General features: G+C 70.6%; 17 protein-coding genes. 9 read left to right on the top strand and 8 right to left on the bottom strand.

The features are described 5' to 3' along the window. Window positions 1-3: 3 nt before the first annotated feature. Window positions 4-1,485 (top strand): ABC transporter substrate-binding protein, encoded by a 1,482-nt coding sequence (locus tag STRVI_RS17825; RefSeq protein WP_014057064.1) that lies wholly within the window; start codon window positions 4-6, stop codon window positions 1,483-1,485. A 77-nt stretch (window positions 1,486-1,562) separates the two neighbouring features. Here STRVI_RS17825 and dnaK read toward each other — a convergent pair whose 3' ends face one another. From dnaK to STRVI_RS17805, 4 genes are all read right to left on the bottom strand, one after another. Beyond that, window positions 1,563-3,482: a molecular chaperone DnaK gene (gene dnaK / locus STRVI_RS17820; protein ID WP_014057063.1), complete on the bottom strand. Its 1,920-nt coding sequence runs from the start codon at window positions 3,480-3,482 to the stop codon at window positions 1,563-1,565. 76 nt (window positions 3,483-3,558) lie between these two features. Beyond that, window positions 3,559-4,962: a Si-specific NAD(P)(+) transhydrogenase gene (sthA, locus tag STRVI_RS17815; protein ID WP_043239070.1), complete on the bottom strand. Its 1,404-nt coding sequence runs from the start codon at window positions 4,960-4,962 to the stop codon at window positions 3,559-3,561. Between the two features lie 86 nt (window positions 4,963-5,048). Next, window positions 5,049-5,777 carry a YoaK family protein gene (locus STRVI_RS17810; RefSeq protein ID WP_014057061.1) on the bottom strand — a complete coding sequence of 243 codons (729 nt, stop codon included), beginning with the start codon at window positions 5,775-5,777 and terminating at the stop codon, window positions 5,049-5,051. A 73-nt stretch (window positions 5,778-5,850) separates the two neighbouring features. Next, window positions 5,851-6,480 (bottom strand): CGNR zinc finger domain-containing protein, encoded by a 630-nt coding sequence (locus STRVI_RS17805; RefSeq protein WP_043236087.1) that lies wholly within the window; start codon window positions 6,478-6,480, stop codon window positions 5,851-5,853. A gap of 55 nt (window positions 6,481-6,535) precedes the next feature. Between STRVI_RS17805 and STRVI_RS17800 the strand changes: the two genes are divergently transcribed. After that, the gene (locus STRVI_RS17800; RefSeq protein ID WP_014057059.1) at window positions 6,536-7,504 is read left to right on the top strand and encodes a ketopantoate reductase family protein; all 969 of its coding nucleotides are present in this window, start codon (window positions 6,536-6,538) and stop codon (window positions 7,502-7,504) included. Here STRVI_RS17800 and STRVI_RS17795 read toward each other — a convergent pair. Next, window positions 7,476-7,940, bottom strand: a complete 465-nt coding sequence (locus STRVI_RS17795) for a DUF2000 domain-containing protein (protein ID WP_014057058.1) — start codon at window positions 7,938-7,940, stop codon at window positions 7,476-7,478. The two genes, STRVI_RS17800 and STRVI_RS17795, sit on opposite strands and share 29 nt — an antisense overlap. Before the next feature lie 108 nt (window positions 7,941-8,048). Between STRVI_RS17795 and STRVI_RS17790 the strand changes: the two genes are divergently transcribed. Beyond that, the gene (locus tag STRVI_RS17790; protein ID WP_014057057.1) at window positions 8,049-8,543 is read left to right on the top strand and encodes an Lrp/AsnC family transcriptional regulator; all 495 of its coding nucleotides are present in this window, start codon (window positions 8,049-8,051) and stop codon (window positions 8,541-8,543) included. A 25-nt stretch (window positions 8,544-8,568) separates the two neighbouring features. Here STRVI_RS17790 and STRVI_RS17785 read toward each other — a convergent pair whose 3' ends face one another. The 3 genes from STRVI_RS17785 to STRVI_RS17775 form a co-directional block, all read right to left on the bottom strand. Beyond that, complete coding sequence (locus tag STRVI_RS17785; protein ID WP_014057056.1) at window positions 8,569-9,171, bottom strand: helix-turn-helix domain-containing protein; 603 nt, start codon at window positions 9,169-9,171, stop codon at window positions 8,569-8,571. Window positions 9,172-9,264: 93 nt separating this feature from the next. Beyond that, window positions 9,265-10,692, bottom strand: a complete 1,428-nt coding sequence (locus tag STRVI_RS17780; protein ID WP_014057055.1) for a purine-cytosine permease family protein — start codon at window positions 10,690-10,692, stop codon at window positions 9,265-9,267. A 73-nt stretch (window positions 10,693-10,765) separates the two neighbouring features. Beyond that, window positions 10,766-11,683, bottom strand: coding sequence for a flavin reductase (locus STRVI_RS17775; RefSeq protein ID WP_014057054.1), 918 nt, complete (start codon window positions 11,681-11,683; stop codon window positions 10,766-10,768). 194 nt (window positions 11,684-11,877) lie between these two features. Between STRVI_RS17775 and STRVI_RS17770 the strand changes: the two genes are divergently transcribed. The 6 genes from STRVI_RS17770 (at window position 11,878) to STRVI_RS17745 (ending at window position 17,449) form a co-directional block, all read left to right on the top strand. Further along, a complete protein-coding gene (locus tag STRVI_RS17770) occupies window positions 11,878-13,056 on the top strand; it encodes an LLM class flavin-dependent oxidoreductase (RefSeq protein WP_106685678.1) in 1,179 nt (392 codons plus the stop codon). Then, on the top strand, window positions 13,049-13,657 hold the full coding sequence (locus STRVI_RS17765) for an amino acid synthesis family protein (RefSeq protein WP_014057052.1): 609 nt from the start codon (window positions 13,049-13,051) through the stop codon (window positions 13,655-13,657). The genes STRVI_RS17770 and STRVI_RS17765 overlap by 8 nt, the downstream gene beginning before the upstream one ends. After that, window positions 13,654-14,205, top strand: coding sequence for an amino acid synthesis family protein (locus tag STRVI_RS17760; protein ID WP_014057051.1), 552 nt, complete (start codon window positions 13,654-13,656; stop codon window positions 14,203-14,205). Before STRVI_RS17765 ends, STRVI_RS17760 begins: the two co-directional genes overlap by 4 nt. 5 nt (window positions 14,206-14,210) lie before the next feature. Beyond that, window positions 14,211-15,164, top strand: coding sequence for an alpha/beta fold hydrolase (locus STRVI_RS17755; protein WP_208949245.1), 954 nt, complete (start codon window positions 14,211-14,213; stop codon window positions 15,162-15,164). Further along, window positions 15,161-16,648, top strand: coding sequence for an aldehyde dehydrogenase (locus STRVI_RS17750; protein ID WP_014057049.1), 1,488 nt, complete (start codon window positions 15,161-15,163; stop codon window positions 16,646-16,648). Before STRVI_RS17755 ends, STRVI_RS17750 begins: the two co-directional genes overlap by 4 nt. A gap of 120 nt (window positions 16,649-16,768) precedes the next feature. Continuing rightward, entirely contained in the window at window positions 16,769-17,449 is a 681-nt protein-coding gene (locus STRVI_RS17745; RefSeq protein WP_014057048.1) for a GntR family transcriptional regulator, read from the top strand. The last annotated feature ends 58 nt before the right edge of the window (window positions 17,450-17,507 follow it).

Here is a 17,507-nt window from a genome sequence, read left to right as displayed (position 1 = left end):
CCGGTGCCGAGACTGGAATGGCCGCTGCACATCGTGCGCCGGGTGGTGATCGGCGTGATCGCCGTCGCGCTGCTCGCGGTGGCGGTCCCCCTCACCGTGAACTGGATCGAGGAGAAGCGGGCGCGGTGCGGCGAGGGCGTCGTCAAGCAGGGCGACGACCACGAGTGCGTCGGTGTCACCGACGGCTCGTACGTCTTCGCGGACCATCTGAAGTCCGTGGAGAAGAAGATCAAGGAGGAGAACCGCCGGGTGGAGGAGAACGCCGGCAAGGAGCCGTACGTCAGCGTCGCCTATATGACCTCCTTCACTCTGACCGACGACGACAGCAACTCCGAGGAGTCGGTCCGCCATGAGCTGGAGGGCGCGTATCTGGCGCAGTACCGGCACAACCTCGGCGATCTCTCCTCCTCCCCCAAGATCAAGCTGCTGATCGCCAATGTGGGGAGCAACGCGGCCCACTGGGAGCACACCGTCGACGAGCTGATCGGCCGGATGGCCCCCGACCGCGACAAGCTGGTCGCGGTCACCGGGCTCGGCCCCAGCACCGAGCGGAGCCTGAGCGCGCTGAGGCGGCTGTCGGACCGCGGGCTCGCCCTGGTGGCCAGCACCATGACGGCCACCAACATAGAGGGCATAAAGGGTTTCGTCCGGGTCTCGCCGACCAATGTGGACGAGGCGTACGCCGCCTCCGCCTATCTGAAGAAGCAGAAGGTCCGTACGGCGGTGGTCGTTCAGGACGCCGCGCGGAGCAACTACTACGCCAAGACGCTGGGTGACGCCTTCACCGAGGTCTTCCAGGACACCAAGGGCCATCGGCTGGTGGCGGACCGGATGACCTATGACTCCTCGGTGCGCAGCGCCTGGGAGAACGAGCTGCGCTATATGCCGGGGCAACTGTGCGACCAGAAGCCGGAGGTGGTCTACTTCGCGGGCCGCGGCAAACACCTCACCCGGTTCCTGGACTCGCTCGCCAACCGGCCCTGCCAGGAGCGGAAGTTCACCGTCATCACCGGTGACGACACCTCCAACCTCACCGCCAAGGAGCTCGCGCACGCCGCCGAGAGCGGGGTGCGAGTGCTCTACACGGGTCTGGCGCACCCCGACATGTGGCAGCAGGACCCCCTCCATGTCTCCGGCCCCTCGGCCCGCCACTTCCAGGCGGGCGGCTCGCTGGACAAGTGGTTCCCGGGCGATCCGCGCTACGACGGCCAGGCCATCATGGGGCATGACGCGGTGCTCGCCGCCGCCCATGGCATCCAGATGGCGGCGGGCTGGCAGGGCGAGGTGTCGGGGGACGCGGTGGCGCGGATGTTCCACCAGATGGACGGCCGTCAGCAGGTGGCGGGGGCGAGCGGCTTCATCTCGTTCGAGAACAACGGCAATCCGCGCAACAAGGCCATTCCCATCCTGCACCTCAACGCCAAGGGGCGTTCGGAGCTGGTGGAGGTCTCGGCGCCACGGGGCGAGCCGCCCAGGAAGCAGTGACGCTCAGGCCGGAGCGACGGTCAGGACGCGGTGACGGTCAGGCCGGAGTGAGGCCAGGCCCCAGGAAGCGGTGGCGGTCAGCCGCCGCCCTGGGGCCGCTCGTCCCCGGCCGTCCCGTCCCCGGTCTTCTCGTCGTCGACGATCTCCGCGTCCACGACCTCCTCGTCGGGCGCGTGGGCCTGGCCCCCGCCGCCACCGGAGGAGCCGCCTGCCGAGCCGCTCGCTCCGCCGTCGGACGGGGCGGACTGCTGGGCCTGGGCGTAGATGGCGGTGCCGATCCGCTGCCCGACGGCGGCGGTCCGCTCGGTGGCCTCGCGGATCGCGTTGGTGTCCTCGCCCTCGAGCGTCCCCTTCAGCTCCGCGACCGCCGCCTCGGCCTCCTGCCGGACGTCCTGCGGCACCTTGTCGGCCTGGTCCCGCAGCAGCCTCTCGGTCTGGTAGACGAGCGCCTCGGCCTGGTTGCGGGTCTCGGCGGCCTCGCGGCGCTTGTGGTCCTCCTCCGCGTAGCTCTCGGCCTCCCGCATCATCCGGTCGATGTCGTCCTTCGGCAGCGCGGAGCCGCCGGTGACGGTCATCCGCTGCTCCCGGCCGGTGCCGAGGTCCTTGGCGGAGACGTGCATGATGCCGTTGGCGTCGATGTCGAAGGCGACCTCGATCTGCGGCACCCCGCGCGGGGCCGGCGGCAGGCCGGTCAGCTCGAACATCCCGAGCTTCTTGTTGTACGCGGCCATCTCGCGCTCGCCCTGGAAGACCTGGATCTGCACCGACGGCTGGTTGTCCTCGGCTGTGGTGAAGACCTCCGAGCGCTTGGTCGGGATCGTGGTGTTCCGCTCGATCAGCTTGGTCATGATGCCGCCCTTGGTCTCGATACCGAGGGACAGCGGGGTGACGTCCAGCAGCAGGACGTCCTTGACCTCGCCCTTGAGGACACCGGCCTGCAGGGAGGCGCCGATCGCCACGACCTCGTCGGGGTTGACGCCCTTGTGCGGCTCCTTACCGGTCAGCTCCTTGACCAGGCCGGTCACGGCGGGCATCCGGGTGGAGCCGCCGACCAGGATCACATGGTCGATATCGGAGGTCTTGATCCCGGCGTCCTTGATCGCCTGATGGAAGGGGGCCTTGCAGCGCTCCAGGAGGTCCTCGGTCAACTGCTGGAACTGCGAGCGGGTGAGCTTCTCGTCCAGATGCAGCGGGCCCGCGTCGGACGCGGTGATGTACGGCAGGTTGATCGTGGTCTCGCTGGCCGCGGAGAGCTCAATCTTGGCCTTCTCGGATGCCTCGCGCAGCCGCTGTACCGCCATCTTGTCGTTGGCCAGATCGACGCCGTAGCCGCCTTTGAAGCGGGTGACCAGGTGGTCCACGATCCGCTGGTCCCAGTCGTCGCCGCCGAGGTGGGTGTCGCCGTTGGTGGCCTTGACCTCCACCACCCCCTCGCCGATCTCCAGCAGCGAGACATCGAAGGTACCGCCGCCGAGGTCGAAGACCAGGATGGTCTGGTCGTTCTCCTTGTCCAGTCCGTACGCCAGGGCGGCGGCTGTCGGCTCGTTGATGATCCGCAGCACCGTCAGCCCGGCGATCTCGCCCGCCTCCTTGGTGGCGGTGCGCTGGGAGTCGTTGAAGTACGCGGGGACGGTGATCACGGCGTCCGTGACGTCCTCGCCGAGATACGCCTCGGCGTCGCGCTTGAGCTTCTGCAGCACCCGCGCGGAGATCTCCTGCGCGGTGTAGCGCTTGCCGTCGATGTCGCCGGTGGCCGGGAACCGCCACCGGTCCTCGCCCACGTGGCGCTTGACCGACCGCGCCGTGCGCTCCACGTTCGTCACCGCCTGGCGCTTGGCGACCTCGCCCACCAGCACTTCGCCGTTCTTGGCGAAGGCCACCACCGAGGGGGTGGTCCGGGTCCCCTCGGTGTTGGTGATGACGGTCGGCTCGCCGCCCTCCAGGACGGATACGACCGAGTTCGTCGTACCCAGGTCAATACCGACTGCGCGGGTCATCTGAGCCCTCCTCCCGATCTGCCTCCCAGTATCCCAAAAAGGGACATCCGGGGCGGGCGGGGAGGCGGGCCGGGGCTCAGTCCCGCAGGTGGTCGACCTCGCGCATCTTGTTCGTGGCGTCGAGCGCGGCGACCTTGTAGGACTCGGCGAAGGTCGGATAGTTGAACACCGCGTCCACCAGATAGTCGACGGTGCCGCCGCAGCCCATCACGGCCTGGCCGATATGGATCAGCTCGGTGGCGCCGGTGCCGAAGCAGTGCACCCCGAGCAGCCGCCGGTCCTCCGGGGAGACCAGCAGCTTCAGCATGCCGTGCGCATCGCCGACGATCTGGCCGCGGGCCAGCTCCCGGTAGCGCGACACCCCGACCTCGAAGGGCACCTTCTCGTCCGTGAGCTGGTCCTCGGTGCGGCCGATGAAGCTGATCTCGGGGATGCTGTAGATCCCGATCGGCTGCAGATGGTGGATCGGGTTCACCGGCTCCTCGCAGGCGTGGTACGCCGCGCTGCGCCCCTGTTCCATGGAGGTCGCGGCCAGGGCCGGGAAGCCGATCACATCGCCGACCGCGTAGATATGCGGTACGGCGGTGCGGTAGTGCTCGTCCACCGCTATCCGGCCCCGCCGGTCGGCGGTGAGCCCCGCCTTGTCGAGGTCCAGCCCGTCGGTGAGCCCCTGGCGTCCCGCGGAGTACATGACCGCGTCGGCGGGGATCTTCTTACCGCTCTCCAGGACGGCCAGGGCGCCCCGCGCATGGCGCTCGACGGCCGCCACGGTCTCGCCGAAGCGGAAGGTGACGGCCAGGTCGCGCAGCCGGTACTTCAGCGCCTCGACGATCTCGACATCGCAGAAGTCCAGCATCCCCTCGCGCTGCTCGACCACGGTGACCTTGCTGCCCAGGGCGGCGAACATCGAGGCGTACTCGATGCCGATCACTCCGGCGCCCACGATGACCATGGAGCGCGGCACCCGCTCCATGTTGAGGACGCTGTCGGAGTCCATGATCGTCCGCTCGTCGAATTCCACGCTCGCGGGGCGGGCCGGGCGGGTGCCGGTGGCGATCACGATATGCCGCGCGGTCAGCAGTTGTTCCTGACCGTCCGCGTCCGTGACGGCCACGGTGTGGTCGTCCACGAACCGCCCGGTGCCCGGGAACAGCGCGACCCGGTTGCGGGACAGTTGGTTGCGGACGACGTCCATCTCACGGCCGACCACATGCTGGGTCCGGGCCGTCAGGTCGGCGATGGTGATGTCGTCCTTGAGCCGGTAGCTCTGGCCGTACAGATCCCGCTGGGTCAATCCGGTGAGATAGAGCACCGCCTCGCGCAGGGTTTTCGACGGAACGGTTCCGGTGTGGAGGGAGACCCCGCCCACCATCTCCTTCCGGTCGACGACGGCCACCCGGCGACCGAGTTTGGCGGCTGCGATGGCAGCTTTCTGGCCGCCCGGTCCGGACCCAATCACAAGCATGTCAAAGTCGGTCACGGACCGAGTCTGGCATCGGATGACGCCCCGCTGGAAGAGCAAATCGCCGGTCAACCGCCCGAGGCGTCACCAGACTTGGGGCGGACCTACTCGGCATGGGGCCACAGACGGCCCTGCGCGTCCCGGGCCAGCGAGGTCACGGAGGCCAGCAGAACGAGGGCGACCAGCCCGGTCGGCAGGGCGGGCGCGGCCCGCGCGGCATGCGCCACCAGCAGCCCGCCGGCCGCGGCGCCCACCACCAGGGCCCCCAGCAGCGCCATGCTGAGCCTCCCCACCGTGCCGCTGCGCGCCACGTCGACCAGCAGCCCGGTCAGGACGCCGGTGAGATAGGTGGTGGAGAAGCCGGGCGGCCCTACGGCCCGCACCAGACCGCTCTGCCCGCCCATCGCGAGCGCGGCCACCGCCAGCAGCCCTAGCTGCCGGCCGCCGGAGGGGTGGCCGCCGGCCGCCGCCCACACCGCCCAGAGTCCGCCGAGCGCGAGCAGTTCCACCATGAGCGCGCAGCGGGCGCGCCAGGCGGGCCGGGGGCCGCGGACGATCCGGCCGCTGAGCAGCGCGCCCACGATGTATCCGGCCATGGCGACCGCGGTGTCCCGGGCCCGCGTCGCGTCCAGGGACGCGGTCGACATGCCGAGCAGGGAGAGGTTGGCGGTCATGACGCTGGTGAAGACCCCGCCCAGCGCCAGAAAGCTGATCGCGTCCATCGCCCCGGTCGCCACGGTCAGCGCGACGGCGGCCGCCATTCCCCCGGAACCGGCGGCCCGGCCCGGGCGCCGTCGCTTCGGCGCGGGGTCGGTGTCGCTCTCATCGGCCATCGGCACTCCTCCAGCCCTCTCGGGTGCCCCGGGCGGCGCACCGGAAACAACGGTCCCGGGAGCGTCGGGGGCGTCAGGAGCGGGCCGGGGCGGCGGCGGCCCGCCGCTCGCGGTGTTTCGCGGCCTTGGCGCTGTTGCCGCACAGCCGCATGGAGCACCATCGGCGCCGTCCGCCCGGCGTGTGGTCGAGGTAGACCATCGTGCACAGCGAGGCGTCGCACATCCGCAGCGCCCCGCGCCGCTCCGGGTCTCCGAGGACCGCGATGAGGTCGCGGACGACGACCGACTGCAGCTCCCGCCCGGACAGCGGGCGATCGGCGCCGTCGACCCCGACCCCGGTGCCGGTGGCTACCAGCAGCGGCTGCGGCGGGGCGAGGCGCGCCCGGTCGTTGACCAGCGCCACGGACACGCCCGACGGGGACCGGCCGTGGACGACCGCCGCCACCACGTCATACGCCGCCTCGCGCAGCGTCCACAGCTCGGTGAGGAGTTCATCGGTGACGGCCTCGTCGTGGAGCCGCAGCCCGACTCCGTCGCACCACTCCCGCAGCCGGTCGAGGGTGCCGAGGCGCTCGATCGGGGCGCTGGTGCGCCGCCCGAGGGTCGCGACGAGATTCAGGGCGAGGCTGCCGGCGTCGAAACGCAGTGCCCGCAGCCGGGCGGTCACCCGCGGCCGCGGGGCCGGCTCCGTCGAGGAATCCATCCGCATATAGTAACCGTCCGAAGGGTTATCAAGCGGCTGAGGATGAGGGCACATCATGCGGATCGCGGTCATCGGCGCGGGTGGCGTCGGCGGATACTTCGGCGCGCGGCTCGCCGCCGCGGGTGACGACGTCACCTTCGTGGCACGGGGCCGCCATCTCGCGGCGATCCGGGAGAAGGGGCTGACGGTGCGCAGCCCGCTGGGCGATCTGCGGGTGCCGTCCGAGGCGGTGGTGCCGTCCATCTCCGACCTCGACGCCCCGGACCTCGTCATGGTGGCGGTGAAGCTGTGGGACACCGAGGACGTCGCCCGGCAACTGGCGCCCCTCGCCGAAGGCGGCGCCGCCGTCGTGTCGTTCCAGAACGGGGTCCAGAAGGACACGGTGCTGCGCCGCCATCTGCCGGCCGGGTCCGTCCTCGGCGGGGTCGGCTATATCTCGGCGTTCATCGAGGAGCCCGGGGTGGTGGTGCACAACGGCACGCTGCAGCGGCTGGTGTTCGGCGAGTACGACCGTACGGAGTCCCCGCGCGCCCGCGCTTTCCTCGACCGCGCTGTGGCGGCCGGTATCGACGCCGAGATCAGCGCGGACATCGAGCGCACCATCTGGGAGAAGTTCGTCTTCCTGGTGGGCCTTTCCGGGACGACGTCGGCGGTGCGGCAGCCGATCGGGGTGGTCCGCGGGGATCCCGGGTCGCGGGCCCTGCTGCGTGAGGTGATGCACGAGGTGGTCGCCGTGGGACGGGCCAAGGGGGTGGCCCTGGACCCCGGTTTCGCCGACGACCGGCTCGCCTTCTGCGACACGCTGCCCGCCGCGATGACGTCCTCCATGCACAACGACCTGCTGCGCGGCAACCGTCTCGAACTCGGCTGGCTCAGCGGGGCGGTGGCCGACCTCGGCGCCGAGCTGGACGTCGCGACCCCGCGCAACCGGGCCATCGCCGACATCCTCTCCCCCTACGCCCTGGGCGACCCGGCCGCGACCGGCGGCGCGGATGTCAGCGCAGCAGAGGCAGCTTCCCGATGAGCTTGCTCACCCTGTTCCGCGGGCCGACGAGGCTGAGCGCGAGATAGTCGAGGTCCTCGGTCTTGGTACCGGCCAGGCTGTCGAGGTACTCGTCGTAGACCCGTGACGTCTGGGCCTGCCCGGGCATGTTGACGAGGAAGATGTCGTCCTTCCCGGCGGCCTTCGCGCGCAGCTCGCGCAGCGTCTCGGGGCCGGCGACCAGGATCGAGCAGCCGGCCCACGGCAGCCCCGGGTGGCCGGCGCCGGACCCGTCCCGGCCGTCCGGCCCCAGCAGCTCCGGCATCGCCCGGCCGACGGCGGCGGCCATGCAGGCGGCGGCGTTCACCGCCCGGCCCGCCGGCAGTTCCTCGGCCACGACGATCACCCACTTCAGCTTCGCCTGCCGGGTGGACTGATCGGTGCGGACATCCTCGTCGGTCAGCTGGGGAACGGACACGAGCGGCACTCCTTGTCGATGGCTAATGTGGTGGATGTGGTGGACGGTACCCATCCATCCGTGCAGTGGCACGGCCCGCCGAATTTCCTCAGGCAAAGGAGCGCATTCGTGGAACTTGATGCACTCGACCGCGCTCTTCTGCGGGAGCTGCAGAACGATGCACGCCAGACCAATCGCGAGCTGGCCCAGCGGACGGGGGTCTCGCCGTCGACCTCCCTGGAGCGGGTCCGGGCGCTGCGGGAGCGCGGCATCATCAGCGGCTATCACGCCGCCGTCGATCTGGAGGCGGTCGGCCGCCCCGTCCAGGCGCTGATCTCGGTGCGGATCCGCCCGCCGTCCCGGCCGGTCATCGAGGGCTTCCGGGAATGGGCCGCCCAGCTACCGGAGACCATCGGCCTGTTCGTCACCTCCGGCGCCCATGACTTCCTCATCCATGTGGCGGTGCCGGACACCAATGGGCTGTACGCGTTCGTCATCGACCGCCTCACCGAGCGCCGCGAGGTGGCGGATGTGCAGAGCACGATGGTCTACGAACACGCCCAGTCGCGCTGTATCGACCCCGCCCCCGCCGAGCGCCCGGCGTCCTCCCGCCGGAGGCGGTAGCGGGCCGGGGAGGGGACGGGATGGGTCAGTGGTGCGGGGTGTCGCCGAAGGCCGTCACGGTCAGGAACCGTATGGGCAGGGTGATCAGCTTCTCCGGGCCGTGCGGCGCCTCGCCGTCGAACTGAAGCGCGTCACCGGCCCCCAGCGTGTAGCTGGACTTGCCGTGGCCGTAGACCATGACGCCCTCGAGCATGTAGATCAGCTCGGTGCCGCCGTGCTGGAAGAGCGGGAACACCTCGCTGGACTCGGTGAGGGTGACCTCCAGCGCCTCCATCCGCTTGTTGCTGCCGCGCAGGGCTCCGAGCAGGGCGTACTCATGGCCGATCCGGGTGCCGCGGCGCACGATGCGGGCGCCGTGGCCGGCCGGGACGAAGACCGCCTCGCGCTCGTCGTCCATCCCGCGGAAAAGCGCGGTGACGGGCACGCCCAGGCCGCGCGCGAGCCGGGAGAGGGTGGTGAGGCTGCAGGCGGTCTGGGCGTTCTCGATCTTGGACAGCATGGCCTTGGAGATGCCCACCCGCTGGGCCATCCCACCGACCGACGCCCCGGCCGCCTGCCGGTACTCCCGCGCCCGGACCGCGATGATCCGCTCCAGCGCCTTGTCGTCGTCCCCCGCTTCTGCCGCCATCCACCGCATCCTAGTGCCGGATGAGGGCCCCAACTCGGCGGCGGGCGACGCCGTAGCGACGCCGCCCGCCCCGGGCCCTGCACTGCCGGGAGGTCAGGAGCCCGCCACCGCCGCCGTCTTCTCCGGCCGGGGCCCGGGCGTGGCGGGGACATCGCGCGTCCACAGCGGCCGCAGCCGGTAGGTCAGCAGATAGAGCACCGCGGCGGCGGCCGCGGCGACGAACATGCTCAGATCGCCCGCGTGCGGATACGCCGAGGCGAACGCCCCGGTGTACAGGTCGGATTGCCAGAACGGCACCGAGGCCACCACCCCGCCGGCCCAGGCGACGAAGCCCCAGGAGAGCACCCGTCCACGGTCGTAAAGCTCCGCGATCCGGCTGGGGTCGGAGCGGCCGCCCAGGTGGTAGTCGAGCAGCAGCACGGTGGCGAACGGCGCGATGAAGTACGCGGTGAGGTTGAGGAACACCGAGAACTTGTCCTCGATCCCGGAGTGTCCCCACAGGCTGATCCCGTACGCCAGCGCGCAGATGAGGGTGACGGCCTGGGTCCGGGTGACCGGCACCTTCAGCGTCTGGACGGAGATCGCGCCGCCGTAGACGTTGAGGAAGTTCTGCGCGAGCGCCGAGAGCCCGATGGCGATCAGGGCGGGGATGGCGAACGGCCCGGTCAGCTCGTGCAGGGCGGTGATGGAGTCGGTGCTGGAGGCGTTGGAGCCGAGGAGCACACCGAGGATGCCGAGCCAGCAGATGGTGACGAAGTTGCCGAGCCCGGTGTACCAGGCGGTGCGGCGCACCACGCGTGGCGAGTCGGGCAGATAGCGCGAGTAGTCCGAGGCGAACGGCGCCCAGGCGACGAGGAAGGAGAGGAACCAGCCGCCGAAGGTGATCCAGCCACCGGTGGAGCCCACGTAGTCCGGTGCCTTCGGATCGGCGCCGAAGGTGCCCGCGCCCCGCACCAGGGCCACCACCGTGATCATGACGAACAGCGGGGTGAGCACATAGGTCAGCACCCGCTGCAGGAAATTGATCATGTTGTAGCCGTAGATGGACACCACCAGCTCGACCAGGGTGAGCGTCAACCCACAGACCCAGAAGGGCAGATGGGTCAGCTCGGCGATGGCCTTGCCGCCGAGGATCACGGTGACGGCCGCCCAGCCGACCCCGGCGAACACATTGATGTACGCCACCGGCAGGAAGTTGCCGAAGAAGCCGAGCGGACCACGCGCCTGGATCTGCTGGGGCACCCCCAGCCGTACGCCCATCCGGGACATCACGGCCATCAGCAGCGAGCCGAGACCCGCGCCGGCCACGATCGCGGCGACGGCGCCGCCGAAGCTGAGACCGAGCCCGACCGCGCTGAACCCGAGCAGGATGATGGGGAAGTTGAGACCGGCGGCGAACCAGACGAAGAACTGCGAACTGGGTTTGCCGTGCCGCTCGTTGTCGGGGATGTGGTCGACCCCGAAGGGCTCCACCTTGGTGACCGCGCTGCCGTACACCGGCGCCGTGTCGTCGTGGGTCATGGGCGTGCTCCTGGGACGGGAGGAGTGGACGTCAGGGGGGACCGGTGGGCGTACGGATCCGGGCGGCGGCCTCTCACCACGGCAGCGGCGCGGTCTGCGAGATGTCGAAGAAACCGCCGCCGCTGTAGACGAGCGGGGCCAGCTCCGCATGGCGGGCGGAGACCACCCGGCCGGTGAAGACGGTGTGGCTGCCGGCCTCCAGCCGCTCGCCGATCTCCACCTCGAGCTGGGCGCAGGACCCGTCGATCAGCGGGGCACCGAACTCCCCTGGGGTCCAGGCAAGCCCGGCGAACTTGTCGTCCGCCTTGGAGGCGAAGGTCTTGGCCACGTCGAGCTGGCCGGCGGCGAGGATGTTGATCCCCAGATGGCCGGCCCGGTGCAGCGCGGGGTGGGTGGTGGAGGTGCGCTGCACGCAGACCAGCACCATCGGCGGATCCAGCGAGATGCTGGCGAACGCGTTCACCGCGAGACCTCGGGGCTTGCCGTCGTCCTGGCAGGTCACGACGGTGACACCGGTGATGAACTTACGGTGCACCCCACGGACCAGATCGGCGTCGACTGCCGCTCGCTGGGTGGTGGTGATGATCCCGAGCGCCTCCAGCAACTGCCGGGGATCCCAGGTCACCCACTCCTCGCTGACCACACCGTGGTCGAAGCGGGTGAAGGTGGCGCCGGAGACTTCGACCGGCCTGCCGGTGGCCGGCACGCCGAGGAAGTCGCCGGTGTGACTGCCGGTGCTGCGCCAGCGGATCGCCAGCGATTCACCCTCCTCGACGATCTCCTCGATTTCGGTATGGAGATCGGGAAAGGCCCGGCGGATGGCGCGGACCGACTCCTTGAACTGCTCTCGGTCCTGGGCGGCCGCGGCGGGACCGCGTCGGCGTACATAGCCGGGGCTGAGCAACTGGTCGAGCGCGTCGACCTGGCCCTGGTCCCAGACGGCCTGCCAGGTGGAGCGGATGCGGGCGGTGCGGTCAAGAGTGTGCGTCATGACGTCTTCCCTCACTCAGCTCTTGTATGGCAGAGGACCGTAGGAAGGGGCATCAGTCGCTGTCAACACCTAGGGATGAATGAAGCGGAAAAGGGCCTACAAGACCCGTCCGAACAGCAAAGACACAGGTCAAAAGTAGTTGCCTCGATCGCAGCCCTTGACGGAGCCAGAATCGGACTCCTAGCCTCCCTGCCATGGCACAGCGTGAGCCGGAAGAACAGGACGGACGCTGCATGCGCTTTTCGATATTTCACAACCTCGGTGCCCCGGGCCGCCTCGGCGAGTACGCCGACGTCATGGCGGAGGCCCGGGAGTTCGCGGTCACCGCGGACCGGGCGGGCTTCTGGTCCACGTGGTACACCGAGCACCACTTCGGGCACGAGGCGATCGAGATCACCCCGAACCCGGTGCTGATGGGGGCGGACATCGCCGCCCGTACGACGGATATCCGGATCGGCCAGGCGGCCTCCATCGCCACCTTCTGGCATCCGCTGCGGCTCGCCGAGGACATCGCGATGCTCGACCAGCTCTCGGGGGGCCGGGTCGAGGTCGGTCTCGGCCGGGGGCTGTACGGCCGCGAGGCGCTCAACCTCAACGCCCTGGCCGATCCGCGCGACCAGGAACAGAACCGCGCGCTGTACGACGAGACCGTGGAGGTCCTGCGCAAGGCGTGGAGCGGCGAGTTCTTCTCGCACCAGGGCCGTTTCTACGAGTTCCCCGCCCCCGGGGTGAAGTGGAACCACCCGCTCTCCCCCGCCACCCCGGACTACACCGAGGCCGGTGTCATCACGAAGATGCAGGTCACGCCGTTTCCGTTGCAGCGGCCGCATCCTCCGCTGTGGCAGGTCATCGACAGCCCCCGCTCGATCAAGGCCGCGGCGGCAGACGGCGTCCAGGGGCTCTTCTGGCTGCCGCCGGTCTCCGCGCTCAAGGAGCGGTTCGAGCTCTACCGGGACACCGCGAGCCAGGCGGCGGGCCGCGAGTACGCGCTGGGCGAGGGCATCGGCCTGGTGCGCGATGTGTATGTCGCCGACACCATGGAGCAGGCGCGCGCCGAATGCGAAGAGGCGCTGATGACCACCTACCGGTGGATCATGCACTGGCGGGGGCTGGGCAACCTCATGGAGGCGGGCGAGGAGCTCACCGACGCCCATGAGCTGTCCTTCGACTTCCTCCAGCGGCGCAATCTGCTGGTCGGCACCCCCGAGTACGTCTCGGAGAAGATCGCCGAGCTGCGCGACGAGGTGGGTCTGGAGCATCTGCTGCTGTGGACCACCCACCCCGGTCTGCCGCACCGCAACGCGATGCGCAGCCTGGAGCTGTTCGCCGAGAAGGTCATGCCGCAGTTCACCACCGGCGGCGGTCATGGCTGAGGCGCGGCTGCGCAAGGTCGTCACCGTCGCCGATGAGCTGATGCTGGAGCTCGGCCGCCCGGTCGCGGTGCCGGTGCGCCGGGTCGCGGCGGCCGCGGTGATCCACAACCCCTGGGCCGGTGGCGGCGTCGTCGCCGATCTGGGGCCCGAGGTCGAGCGGATCGCACCGGGGCTGGCCCGGCTGCTCACCGGCCGGATCAGCGAGGCGCTGGGCGGGGTCGACCGGATCGAGTCCTTCGGCAAGGCCGCGATCGTGGGGCTCGACGGGGAGATCGAGCACGGCGGCGCGCTGATCCACACCCCCTTCTTCGGCAATGTCTTCCGCGAGCTGACCGAGGGCACCTCGATCATCGTCTTCAGCGACGACCGGCTTCCGGCCGGTGAGCCGCTGACCGTGCCGCTGTGGCACAAGACCGCGGCCGCGACCCGCTCGCACTACCAGACCTGCCAGATCCGCATCCCCGACGCGCCCCGCCCGGACGAGATCGTCGTCATCGCGGCCGGGGCGTCCGGCCCCCGCCCGAACGCCCGGATCGGGGACCGCGCCACCGACCCCCTCATCCGCCTCGCCGATCTGGACGACCTGGAGACTGCGACGTGAACATTCGCAAGATCATCACCTTCACCGAGGACATCCACAGCGAGGGCGGCCGCCCGGTGGACCCGCCGGCCCGTACGGCGGTGGTGCTCGCCGTCATCGAGAACCCCTGGGCCGGTCAGGGCTTTGTGGCGGATCTGCTGCCCGGGATCGACGAGGCGGCGCCGAAGCTGGGCGAGTTGCTGGCGCCCCGCGTGGTCGAGGCGCTGGACGCGCCGGTGGAGGCGTACGGCAAGGCCGCGATCGTGGGGCTCGACGGGGAGATCGAACACGGCTCCGCGCTGATCCACACCCTGAAGTTCGGCGACCACTTCCGCCGGGCGGCGAACGCGACCACTCTGCTGCCGGCCGTGGAGAAGCGGGCCGCCGCGGGGACGGTCTTCGACATTCCGCTCAAGCACATCACCGACGCCACCATCCGCTCGCACCACCAGAGCATCGAGGTCCGGGTGGCGGACGGACCGCGCGCCGACGAGATCGTCATCGGGCTCGCGGCGGCCGCCCAGGGCCGCCCACAGGCCCGGCTGGCCCCGCTGTCGACGGAGCGGTGAGCGGCATGGACGCGGTGCGGGCTCCCGACGGGGCACCGGGGGCGGGCGCTCCCGGCGGGCCGGCCCCGGCGGGGGCCCGGGCACCGGTGGCGCTCGCCCATGAGTCCCATGGCACGGGAGCGCCCATGGTGCTGCTGCACGGCGTGGGCCTCGACCGCCGCATGTGGGACCGCTGTCTGCCCGCGCTGGCCGCCCGGCACCGCGTGACGCTGGTCGATCTGCGTGGCCACGGCGCCTCCCCGGCCGCGGCGGCCGGGGTGTCCCTCGCCGAGCTGGCCGAGGATGTCGCGGAGCTGCTGAGCGGACCCGCGCATATCGTCGGCTTCTCGCTCGGGGCCCTGGTCGCCCAGCGGCTGGGGCTGGACCGGCCGGACCTCACCGCCTCGCTCACCCTGGTCAGCTCGGTCGCGGGCCGGTCGGAGGAGGAACGGGAGGCGGTGGCCCGCCGCCAGGAGCTGGCCGCCGAGGACTTCGGGGCGTCCGCGTGGGCGGCGGTCGACCGCTGGTTCTCGCCCGCCTGGCGGGCCCAGGACCCCGATCTGGCGCAGCGGGTGCTCGACACGCTGCTGGCCAACGACCGGGCCTCCTACCTCGCGTGTTACCGGGTCTTCGCGACGGCCGACACCGGGCTGTGGCGGTGGCTGCCCCGCATCGCCGCGCCCACCGTGGCGGTGACCGGCGAGCGTGACCCCGGCTCGACCCCGGCCATGTCGCAGCGGCTGGCGGGGCGGATCCCCGGCGGCCGGGCGGTGATCTTGCCGGGCGCCCGCCATCTGCTGCCGCTGGAGTGCCCCCAGGAACTCGCCGACGTGATCCTCACCCACACCGGAGCCCACACCGGATCCCACCCCGGATCCCACTCCGGATCCCACCCCGGAGCTCAGACCGGATCCCGCCCCGGAGCTCAGACCGGAACCGACACCGGAGCCCACACCGGACAGGAGTCCCACCGCTCATGAACCCTCTGCCGCGCCATGACCACTACATCGCGGGCGAGTGGACCGCCCCCGCCGACGGCGGCTACTTCGCCAGCGTCAACCCGGCCACCGCCGAACCCTGGTACGAGGTGGCGCGCGGCACCGCCGCCGATGTGGACCGTGCGGTGGGCGCCGCCCGTACCGCCTTCGAGGATCCGCGCTGGCGCGATCTGAGCCAGACCCGGCGCGGGCGGCTGCTGCGGAACCTCGGCGATCTGATCGGTGAGCACGCAGAGCGGCTGGCCCGTACCGAGACCCTCGACAACGGCAAGCTGCTGCGGGAGATGCGGGCCCAACTCGCCGGGCTGCCCGAGTACTTCTACTACTACGCGGGACTCGCCGACAAGATCCAGGGCGAGGTGATCCCCGGGGCCGGCCGCGAGCTGCTCAACTACACCCTGCGCGAACCGGTGGGCGTGGTCGGCGCCATCACCCCCTGGAACTCCCCGCTGCTGCTCACCGCCACCAAGCTGGCCCCGGCCCTGGCCGCGGGGAACACGGTGGTGGTCAAGCCCTCGGAACACACCTCGGCCTCGCTGCTGGCGCTCGCACCGCTCTTCGAAGAGGCGGGATTCCCGCCGGGAGTGGTCAATGTGGTCACGGGGTACGGCGCGGAGGCGGGCGCGCCGCTGACCGAGCACGAGGCCGTGGCCAAGGTGACCTTCACCGGCTCCAGCGGGACCGGCCGCCGGATCGCCCGTACCTGCGCCGACCGGCTGATCGGCTGCACGCTGGAGCTGGGCGGTAAGTCGCCCAACATCATCTTCCCGGACGCCGATCTGGGGTCGGCCGCCATGGGGGTGATCGCGGGCATCTTCGCGGCCGCGGGCCAGACCTGTGTGGCGGGGAGCCGGGTGCTGGTCCACCGGGAGGCGTACGACGAGGTCCTGGAGCGGGTGACGGCGCGGGCGGCCACGATCCGCGTCGGCGATCCGCTGGAGGAGACCACCGAGCTCGGCCCGCTCGCCCTCGCCGAGCAACTGGAGAAGGTCGAGTCGTATGTCGAGCTGGGGCAGGCCGAGGGCGGAAAGGTGGTCTGCGGCGGCAGGCGGCCGGAAACGGGCCTCGACGGGTACTTCTACTCCCCCACCGTCTTCACCGGCACCGACAACGGGATGCGGATCTGCCAGGAGGAGATCTTCGGGCCGGTCGCGACCGTCATGCCCTTCGGCTCCGAGGAGGAGGCCCTGGCGATCGCCAATGACTCCGCGTACGGCCTGGCGGCGGGTGTGTGGACCCGGGATGTGAACCGGGTGCACCGGATGGCCGCCCGGCTGGAGGCCGGGACGGTGTGGGCCAACACCTATCGCTCGATGTCGCCGATGTCGCCGCGGGCCGGGTTCAAGACCAGCGGGATGGGGACCGAGCACGGCACGGAGGTGATCCGGGAGTACACCCGGCTGAAGAGCGTCTGGATCAACATCAGTGAGGAGCCCGCCGGGGATCCCTTCATCCTGAAGTCCTGATCCGGTCTTGGGTCGAGGAAGGGTTCTTGTATGGCACAACACCCGAGCGCATCTTCGGTGGATCTCTCCTCCGACGCCTCAGTTGACGAGGTGCGACGGCCGCCTCTAGGGTCTCGTGCCATGCAACAACCCACCGGAAAGCGGCTTCAGCAGACCAGCATGCAGGCGAGGGTCGCCGAAGAGCTGCGGCAGATGATCATCAGTGGTGAACTGCCGCCCCGCTCCAGCCTTTCCGAGATGGCACTGTCCGAGACCTTCGGCGTCAGCCGGACACCCATCCGCGAGGCCCTCAAGCAGCTCCAGATCGAGGGGCTGGTCGAGGTGCGGCCACGGGTCGGAACGTTTGTCGCGGTACCGTCCCGGCGCGAGCTGACCGAGCTGTTCCAGATGAAGGAGTTGCTGGAGGGCGCCGCCGCCCGGCTGCTCGCCTTCCGCGGGAACGTACCGGAAGTGGAGCGGCTGGAGGCCAATATGAAGGCGGCCGACGCGGCCGTCCGGAACGGCGACGCCGAGCAATACGCGGCGCTGGTCCACGAGTTCCACGATCTGATCGTGGTGGGCGCGGACAACAGCAAGCTGGAGGCGCACTACCGCACCCTGATGAACCAGCTTGCCTACGCCCGGCTGGTGCGCACCTCGCTGTCCCGGCCCGGCCGGCTGGACGAGTCCGACGACGAGCACCATCGCGTCCTCAACCTGATCCAGGCCAAGGACGGCGACGGCGCGGAGCGGGTGATGCGGGAGCATGTGCGGATGAGCCACCAGGCGCTGATGGCGGGCATGGACGAGCGCCAGGCCTGAGCCTGACGGGGGCCGCGGCGCCCTTGGCCGACGCGGTGGCGATGTTCCTCCGGTGTCC

The sequence above is a fragment of the Streptomyces violaceusniger Tu 4113 genome (genome assembly GCF_000147815.2).
In the GTDB taxonomy this organism is placed as follows: domain Bacteria; phylum Actinomycetota; class Actinomycetes; order Streptomycetales; family Streptomycetaceae; genus Streptomyces; species Streptomyces violaceusniger_A.
Note: the sequence above shows the minus strand (reverse complement) of the source record. Positions and strands in the feature narration are given on the sequence as shown.

Bases quoted from the DNA above. Each gene is read 5' to 3' on its own strand.
- STRVI_RS17745 (WP_014057048.1), top strand. From the start codon at position 16,769: ATGCAACAACCCACCGGAAAGCGGCTTCAGCAGACCAGCATGCAGGCG.
- STRVI_RS17800 (WP_014057059.1), top strand. From the start codon at position 6,536: ATGCGGATCGCGGTCATCGGCGCGGGTGGCGTCGGCGGATACTTCGGC.
- STRVI_RS17775 (WP_014057054.1), bottom strand. From the start codon at position 11,683: ATGACGCACACTCTTGACCGCACCGCCCGCATCCGCTCCACCTGGCAG.
- dnaK (WP_014057063.1), bottom strand. From the start codon at position 3,482: ATGACCCGCGCAGTCGGTATTGACCTGGGTACGACGAACTCGGTCGTA.
- STRVI_RS17750 (WP_014057049.1), top strand. From the start codon at position 15,161: ATGAACCCTCTGCCGCGCCATGACCACTACATCGCGGGCGAGTGGACC.
- STRVI_RS17755 (WP_208949245.1), top strand. From the start codon at position 14,211: ATGGACGCGGTGCGGGCTCCCGACGGGGCACCGGGGGCGGGCGCTCCC.
- STRVI_RS17785 (WP_014057056.1), bottom strand. From the start codon at position 9,171: ATGGCGGCAGAAGCGGGGGACGACGACAAGGCGCTGGAGCGGATCATC.
- STRVI_RS17780 (WP_014057055.1), bottom strand. From the start codon at position 10,692: ATGACCCACGACGACACGGCGCCGGTGTACGGCAGCGCGGTCACCAAG.
- STRVI_RS17810 (WP_014057061.1), bottom strand. From the start codon at position 5,777: ATGGCCGATGAGAGCGACACCGACCCCGCGCCGAAGCGACGGCGCCCG.
- STRVI_RS17770 (WP_106685678.1), top strand. From the start codon at position 11,878: ATGGCACAGCGTGAGCCGGAAGAACAGGACGGACGCTGCATGCGCTTT.
- STRVI_RS17765 (WP_014057052.1), top strand. From the start codon at position 13,049: ATGGCTGAGGCGCGGCTGCGCAAGGTCGTCACCGTCGCCGATGAGCTG.
- STRVI_RS17805 (WP_043236087.1), bottom strand. From the start codon at position 6,480: ATGGATTCCTCGACGGAGCCGGCCCCGCGGCCGCGGGTGACCGCCCGG.